At 67.2% G+C, this 7,196-nt stretch carries 6 protein-coding genes and 1 pseudogene; 6 read left to right on the top strand and 1 reads right to left on the bottom strand.

Annotation, left to right across the window (positions count from 1 at the left end; genetic code table 11):
* The first annotated feature begins 1 nt into the window (after position 1).
* The 6 genes from creC (at position 2) to ACXJKH_RS11600 (ending at position 6,906) form a co-directional block, all read left to right on the top strand.
* The gene (gene creC / locus ACXJKH_RS11625) at positions 2-1,339 is read left to right on the top strand and encodes a two-component system sensor histidine kinase CreC (RefSeq protein ID WP_457319549.1); all 1,338 of its coding nucleotides are present in this window, start codon (positions 2-4) and stop codon (positions 1,337-1,339) included.
* Between the two features lie 99 nt (positions 1,340-1,438).
* A complete protein-coding gene (gene creD, locus ACXJKH_RS11620) occupies positions 1,439-2,758 on the top strand; it encodes a cell envelope integrity protein CreD (protein ID WP_457319548.1) in 1,320 nt (439 codons plus the stop codon).
* A gap of 10 nt (positions 2,759-2,768) precedes the next feature.
* On the top strand, positions 2,769-3,179 hold the full coding sequence (locus tag ACXJKH_RS11615; RefSeq protein WP_256776469.1) for a hypothetical protein: 411 nt from the start codon (positions 2,769-2,771) through the stop codon (positions 3,177-3,179).
* A 99-nt stretch (positions 3,180-3,278) separates the two neighbouring features.
* Positions 3,279-4,880, top strand: a complete 1,602-nt coding sequence (locus tag ACXJKH_RS11610) for a M20/M25/M40 family metallo-hydrolase (protein ID WP_457319550.1) — start codon at positions 3,279-3,281, stop codon at positions 4,878-4,880.
* 120 nt (positions 4,881-5,000) lie between these two features.
* Positions 5,001-6,404: a glutamate--tRNA ligase gene (gltX, locus tag ACXJKH_RS11605; protein WP_457319547.1), complete on the top strand. Its 1,404-nt coding sequence runs from the start codon at positions 5,001-5,003 to the stop codon at positions 6,402-6,404.
* 16 nt (positions 6,405-6,420) lie between these two features.
* Positions 6,421-6,906, top strand: coding sequence for a transcriptional repressor (locus tag ACXJKH_RS11600; RefSeq protein WP_312237445.1), 486 nt, complete (start codon positions 6,421-6,423; stop codon positions 6,904-6,906).
* A gap of 131 nt (positions 6,907-7,037) precedes the next feature.
* Here ACXJKH_RS11600 and ACXJKH_RS11595 read toward each other — a convergent pair.
* A pseudogene (locus ACXJKH_RS11595) lies at positions 7,038-7,196 on the bottom strand (HlyD family secretion protein); the annotation flags it as partial.

The raw sequence follows: 7,196 nt of genomic DNA, 5'->3' as shown, positions 1-7,196 counted from the left end.
GTTGGTCGACGCGGCCAATGTGCTGGCCGAGATGGCCGCCGCCGACGTCAAGGCCGGCACGATCCGCAACGGCACCTTCGTGGCCAACCTGGCCCGTGCGCAGCGCCGCGACCCCAAGGCGATGGTGTGGCGTTTCCCCAAGCGCACGCTCGACTACCAGGTGACCATCACCGATGCCAGGGGCATCGTGATCTACGACTCCACCGGCCAGGGCGTCGGCCGCGACAACTCGCGCTGGAATGATGTCTACCGCACCCTGCGTGGTGAATATGGCGCACGCTCCAGTCCGGAAACCCCGGGCGATGACACCCACTCGGTGATGCACGTGGCCGCGCCGATCCACGATCCGGCCGATGCCAAGCGCCTGATCGGCGTGCTCAGCCTGGCCCAGCCCAACCGCAGCATCGACCCGTTCATTGCGGCCAGCCAGCGCGCCATCATGAAACGCGGGGCGTGGTTGATCGGCTTGTCGGCGCTGATCGGGCTGCTGATGACCGCCTGGCTGATGCACGGGGTCAACCGGCTCAACCGGTATGCCAAGGCGGTCAGTGCCGGCGAACCGGTGCCCCCGCCCAAACCGCGTCGCGACGAGATCGGCGACCTCGGCCAGGCGCTGGAAACCATGCGACGCAAGCTGGAAGGCAAGGCCTACGTCGAGCAGTACGTGCAGTCGCTGACGCACGAAATGAAGAGCCCGCTGGCCGCCATCCGCGGCGCGGCCGAACTGCTGCAGGAGCCGCTGCCCGATGCCGACCGCGTGCACTTCGCGCGCAGCATCCAGGGCCAGGAACAGCGCCTGACCGAAACCATCGACAAGCTGCTGGCACTGGCCGAAGTGGAACAGCACGGGTGGCTGCAGAAGCGCGAGCCGATCGACCTGGGCGTGCTGCTGGGCACCGCCGCCGACGCGGTAGCCATGCGTGCGCAGTCCGTCGCGGTACGCGTGGACGTGGAGGTGCCCGACGGGTTGGTGATCCAGGGCGATGGCTACCTGCTCCGCCAGGCGCTGAACAACCTGTTGGAGAACGCGCTGGCCTTCTCCAGCGCCGAGGCCTGCGTGCAGCTCAGTGCGGCGCGCGATGGCCAAGGCGTGGTCCTGCGCGTGGCCGATCGCGGCAGCGGCGTGCCGGACTACGCGCTGGAGCGGGTGTTCGAGCGGTTCTATTCGCTGGCGCGCCCGGCCACCGGTCTGCGCAGTTCCGGGCTGGGGCTGTCCTTCGTGCAGGAGGTAGCGCGCCTGCATGGTGGGCGTGCCCAGTTGCGCAACCGCGAAGGCGGCGGTGCCATCGCCTCGTTGTGGCTGCCGTGGCGCGACCCGGCCGCGCCGATCCGGCGCTGAGCCCCGGCGGGCCGCGCACTTCACACAGACTTCAAACTCAGCACAAACCCCGCACACCGCCACCTCCGAAGCTGGCCCCCTCCCAACCGAGGACGGGCCATGAAATCCCTGAAGATGCTGTTGCGGTTCGCCATTGTCGGCGGGCTGATCCTGTTGCTGCTGATCCCACTGATGATGATCAAGGGCGTGATCAGCGAGCGCGAGGCCTACCGTAACGAGGCGTATCTGCGCGTATCGCAGAGCCGCGCGGGTGCGCAGACCCTGACCGGCCCGGTGCGCGTGGTGCCGTGGACCGAGACCCGTGAAGTGGAAGTGGTCGACGCGGCCGGCAACAAAACCAAGAGCGTACAGACCGAGCAGAGCTACTGGCTGCAAATGCCGTCCAGACTGCAGGTCGATGGCCGGATGCAACCGGACGAGCGCCGTATCGGCCTGTTCCGTGTGCCGGTGTACAGCTGGAACGCGAAGATCACCGCCGAGTTCACCGACGACGATTACCCGATCAAGGAAGGCCGCGTGTACGGCACGCCGTACCTGGCGGTGGGTATCGCCGACGTGCGCGGACTGGTCGGCTCGCCCAAGCTGCAGGTCGACGGCGCGGCGCTGACCCTGCAGCCGGGCATTGGCGAGGTCACCGGAATGGGCAAGGGCCTGCACGTGCCGCTGCGTGGCTTTGAAAACAATGCTGGCGGCGTACTCAAGGCCAGCACGCTGGAACTGGCGCTGGTGCTCGATGGCACCCGMTCGCTGGCGGTGGTGCCGGTGGGCGATGACAGCCGCATCTCGATCCAGTCGCCGTGGCCGCATCCCTCGTTCGGCGGCAGCTTCCTGCCCAACCAGCGCACCATCGGCGAGAAGGGCTTCGAGGCACAGTGGGCGGTGTCGTCGCTGGCCTCCCAGGCACAGCGCCAGCTGCGCGAGAGCAAGGACGTCGAGCCGGAGACGGTCAGCGTCGAGCTGGTCAACCCGGTGGACATCTACACCCAGGCCGATCGCGCCAGCAAGTACGGCATCCTCTTCATCCTGCTCACCTTCGTCGGCTTCATCCTGTTCGAGCTGATCAAGCGGCTGCGCATCCACCCGTTGCAGTACCTGATGGTGGGCCTGGCGCTGGCGATCTTCTTCCTGCTGCTGCTGAGCCTGTCCGAGCACATTCCGTTCTGGTTGGCCTACGTGGTTTCGGCGGTGGCCTGCATCGGCATACAGGCGGTGTACCTGTCCGGCGCATTGAAGAGCTGGGTACGCGGGCTGGGCTTTGCCGGCATGCTCACCGTGCTGTACGGCGCGCTGTACGGCCTGTTGATCTCGGAGAACAACGCGCTGCTGATGGGGTCGCTGCTGCTGTTCGGCGTGCTGGCCACGGCGATGTGGATCACCCGCAAGATCGACTGGTACGAAGTCGGTGCGAGCCTGAAGTAAGGAGTACGACATGAGCTGGCGCCAAGGGTTGCGGCAACGCGCGGGGCAGGGCATTCCCGCGCTGCTGGAAGTGGATGCACTGCTGCAGGCCAGTGGCGTGCTGGCGGCCTTGCCGGGGGCGCGGATCGCCCCCGGCCTGGTCCGCTTCAAGCTGGCCGAGCGCACCTGCGAAGGGGTGCAGCGCCAGGGACTGGCGTGGTTGTCCGGGGCGCGGCAGGGACGCGGCGCGCTGGGCGGACGGGTGCCGCGCTACCGGGAGTGGAAGGCCGGCAGCGCGGCATTGACCGAGATCGGCATCGATGGCCTGCCAGCGGATTGGCCGGCACACGCAGCGGTATTCGGCTGCACCAGCGTCGATCGCCGCCACTGGTTGTTGCTGTTGCCGGCACACGCACAGCTGTGGCTGGGCTGGAATGGTTGAGCGCGTTCCCGCATGCATGACCGATGGGACGGGGGCACGGCGCGCGTGCTGGCTAGACTCAAGGCCTTGACGAGTGATGCCGAAAGGCCGGGGTACGACGTGCTGAAGTGGGGCGTGCTGGYGATAGCGCTGGCGATGGGTGGCAATGCAATGGCGCAGCAGCGTGAGGCGGTAGACCTGGACATGGTCAGCCGTATCCGCCAGGAAGCCTTCCATCGCTCGCAGGTCATGGCCACCTTCAGCCACCTCACCGAACGGATCGGCCCGCGCCTGACCAATTCGCCGGCCATGAGCGAAGCCAACCGCTGGAGCCGCGGCAAGTTCACCGAATGGGGCCTGGTCAACGTCCGCGACGAAGGCTTCGACGCCTTTGGTCGGGGCTGGGAGTTCAGCAGCGCCACCGTGGAAATGCTCAGCCCGCGCGTGGCGCCGTTGTACGCGCTGCCCAAGGCGTGGACGCCGGGTACCAACGGCACCGTCGAAGGCGAGGTGGTCAAGGTCGACATCAAGAAGATCGCCGACCTGGAGCAGTACAAGGGCAAGCTGACCGGCAAGATCCTGCTGCTCAACGACGCACGCGACTACGCGCGCGCCAGTCAGTCCGATTCGCACCGTCACGATGATGCCGGGCTGGCCGAGCTGCAGGTGTTCGCGGTGCCCAAGGACGTGGCCGACGCCAAGGCGGACCGCGCGAAAAAGGCCAAGGAGTACCTGGAGAAGCAGGAACTCGCGCGGGCCACCAACGCCTTTTTCGCCGAGCAGGGCGTGCTGGCCACGATCAGCATCAGTGGCTGGGACAACGGCATCATCCGCGTGGGTGGCGGCGGCTCGCGCAAGGCCGGCGAACCGGTCGGCGTGCCTGAGCTGGCGATGATGGCCGAGCACTACAACCCGCTGGTGCGTGCGGTCGAGCAGAAGCAGCCGGTCAAACTGCGGGTCAACGTGGAGGCGCGATTCACCGATGCCCAGGACCAGCCGGGCTACAACACGCTGGCCGAGATCCGGGGCAGCAGCAAGGCCGATGAGATCGTCATGCTCGGCGCGCACATGGATTCCTGGCATACCGGCACCGGTGCGGCCGACAACGCCGCTGGCGTGGCGGTGATGATGGAAGCCATGCGCATCCTCAAGGCGGTGGGCGCCAAGCCCAGGCGCACCATCCGCGTGGCGTTGTGGAGCGGTGAAGAGCAGGGGCTGGTCGGTTCGCAGGACCATGTGTCCCGGCATTTCGCCCGCTACCCCGAACCGACCGACCCGGCGCAGAAACTGCTGCCGGCTTCGATGCGCGAACCGACCGGCGCGCTGCAGCGCCAGCGCGATTACGACAAATTCTCGGTGTACTTCAACATGGACAACGGCTCGGGCCGCTTCCGCGGCATCTATGCGCAGGAAAACCTAGCGGCGGTGTCGATCTTCGAGGCCTGGCTGGCCCCGTTCCACGACATCGGCGCCACCACCGTGGCCACCCGCAACACCGGCAGCACCGACCACATCGCCTTCGACCGGGTCGGCCTGCCCGGCTTCCAGTTCATCCAGGACCGGCTGGACTACTTCACCAACGTCCACCACAGCAACCTGGACACCTGGGACCACGCCGAGCCGGAGGATCTGAAGCAGGCGGCGGCGATCGTGGCGTCCTTCGTCTACAACGCGGCGATGCGCGAGGAAAAGATGCCGCGCAAGCCGTTGCTGGCGCCCTGAGCGGGGTGGGGCGCGGGCTGCCATGGGGGCCGCCTGCGCCAAGCGTGACGGGCGATTCCCCGGTTTCCGGCCGGGACAGGTAAAATTGCCGGGATTCCAGCTTCCCGCCTCGAGCCCTCCATGACCTGCCGCACCCGTTTCGCCCCCAGTCCCACCGGTTACCTGCATATCGGCGGCGCCCGCACCGCGCTGTACTGCTGGCTGGAGGCCCGTCACCGCGGCGGCGAATTCGTGCTGCGCATCGAAGACACCGACCGCGAGCGCAGCACCCAGGGGGCGATCGACGCGATCCTGGAGGCGATGGACTGGCTCGGCCTGGGCTACGACGAGGGCCCGATCTACCAGACCCAGCGCGTGGCCCGTTACCTGGAAGTGGCCGAGCAGCTGGTCGCCGACGGCAAGGCCTACTACGCCTACGAGACGCGCGAAGAACTGGACGCGATGCGCGAGGCGGCGATGGCCAAGCAGGAAAAGCCGCGCTACAACGGGGCCGCGCGTGACCTGGGCCTGCCGTACAAGGACGACCCGAACCGCGTCATCCGCTTCAAGAACCCGCTCGAGGGCACGGTGGTGTTCGACGACCTGATCAAGGGCCGCATCGAGATCGCCAACAGCGAGCTGGACGACATGGTGATCTTCCGTCCGGACGGCTTCCCGACCTACAACTTCGCGGTGGTGGTGGACGACTGGGACATGCGCATCAGCGAGGTCATCCGCGGCGACGACCACATCAACAACACCCCGCGCCAGATCAATCTGTACGAGGGCATCGGCGCACCGGTGCCGAAGTTCGGCCACATGCCGATGATCCTGGACGAGCAGGGCGCCAAGCTGTCCAAGCGCACCGGCGCGGCCGACGTGATGCAGTACAAGGACGCCGGCTACCTGCCCGACGCGCTGCTCAGCTACCTGGCCCGCCTGGGCTGGTCGCATGGCGACCAGGAGCTGTTCAGCCGCCAGGAACTGATCGATCTGTTCGACGTGACCCACTGCAATTCCAAGGCCGCGCGCCTGGACATGGCCAAGCTGGGCTGGGTCAACCAGCACTTCCTGAAGACCGAGCAGCCGGCCGACATCGCCCCGCACCTGGTCTACCAGCTGAACAAGCTGGGCCTGGATCTGGCCGCCGGCCCGGCCCCGGCCGACGTCGTGGTGGCGCTGCGTGACCGCGTGCAGACCCTGAAGGAAATGGCCGAGAAGGCGGTGGTCTGGTACCAGCCGCTGACCGACTACGACGAGGCGGCGGTGGCCAAGCACTTCAAGCCGGGCGCGGAACTGGCGCTGGGCAAGGCCCGCGAGCTGTTGGCTGCAGCCGGGGAGTGGACGGTGGAGAGCGTGTCGGTGGCCCTGCACGATGTCGCAACGGCACTGGAGATCGGCATGGGCAAGGTCGCCCAGCCGCTGCGCGTGGCCATCACCGGTACCCAGGTGAGCCCGGATATCTCCCAGACCGTGTTCCTGGCCGGCCGTGAAGAGGCCTTGAAACGCATCGACGTCGCACTCACTAAAGTACCGACGGCCTGACCACAGGAGACCGCGCATGTCCGCAAAGACCGCTTGTACCGCTCCGCACCATCACGTTCACGATGCCTCCGACTTCGTGAAGGTGGTCGAACGCGTGTGCGCCGAGCGCGGGCTGCGCCTCACTCCCATCCGCGCCAACGTGTTGCGGCTGATCGCCGAGGCCGGCAAGCCGGTCAAGGCGTACGAGCTGCTGGAATGGGTGCGCAGTGGCAAGGGCGTCGGCGCCGATGCGCCGCCGACCGTGTACCGCGCGCTGGATTTCCTGATGGCCAATGGTTTCGTGCACAAGCTGGAATCGGTGAACGCCTTCGTGGCCTGCCACCACCCCAGCAGCGCGCAGCATTCGGTCCCGTTCCTGATCTGCAACAGCTGCCACAGCGCGGTGGAACTGGAAGACAAGGAGATCGTCAGCCAGCTGGAGAAACGCGCCAAGGAGCTGGGGTTCCAGCCGCAGGCGCAGACGCTGGAAGTGCACGGCCTGTGCGCGCGCTGCGCCGGCTGAGCCCGCTGCAGCGCACCTGATCCGATACACCGGTAGTGCCAACCCATGGTTGGCAGCCCGTAGACCGGCACCTGTCCAGATCCACCGCGAATACGGGCAGCACGCAAAGAGCAGCCATGCATGGCATGGCTCTACCGGGCCGCCGTATCCACCTTCACCACCACCGACATGCCCGGGCGCAGCCGCTTGGCCAGCGGCTGGTCCGGGTCGATGGAAATGCGGATCGGCAGGCGCTGCACGACTTTGGTGAAGTTGCCGCTGGCGTTGTCCGGGCGCAGTACGCTGAACTC

Source organism: Stenotrophomonas sp. P5_B8 (genome assembly GCF_054049855.1).
Note: the sequence above shows the minus strand (reverse complement) of the source record. Positions and strands in the feature narration are given on the sequence as shown.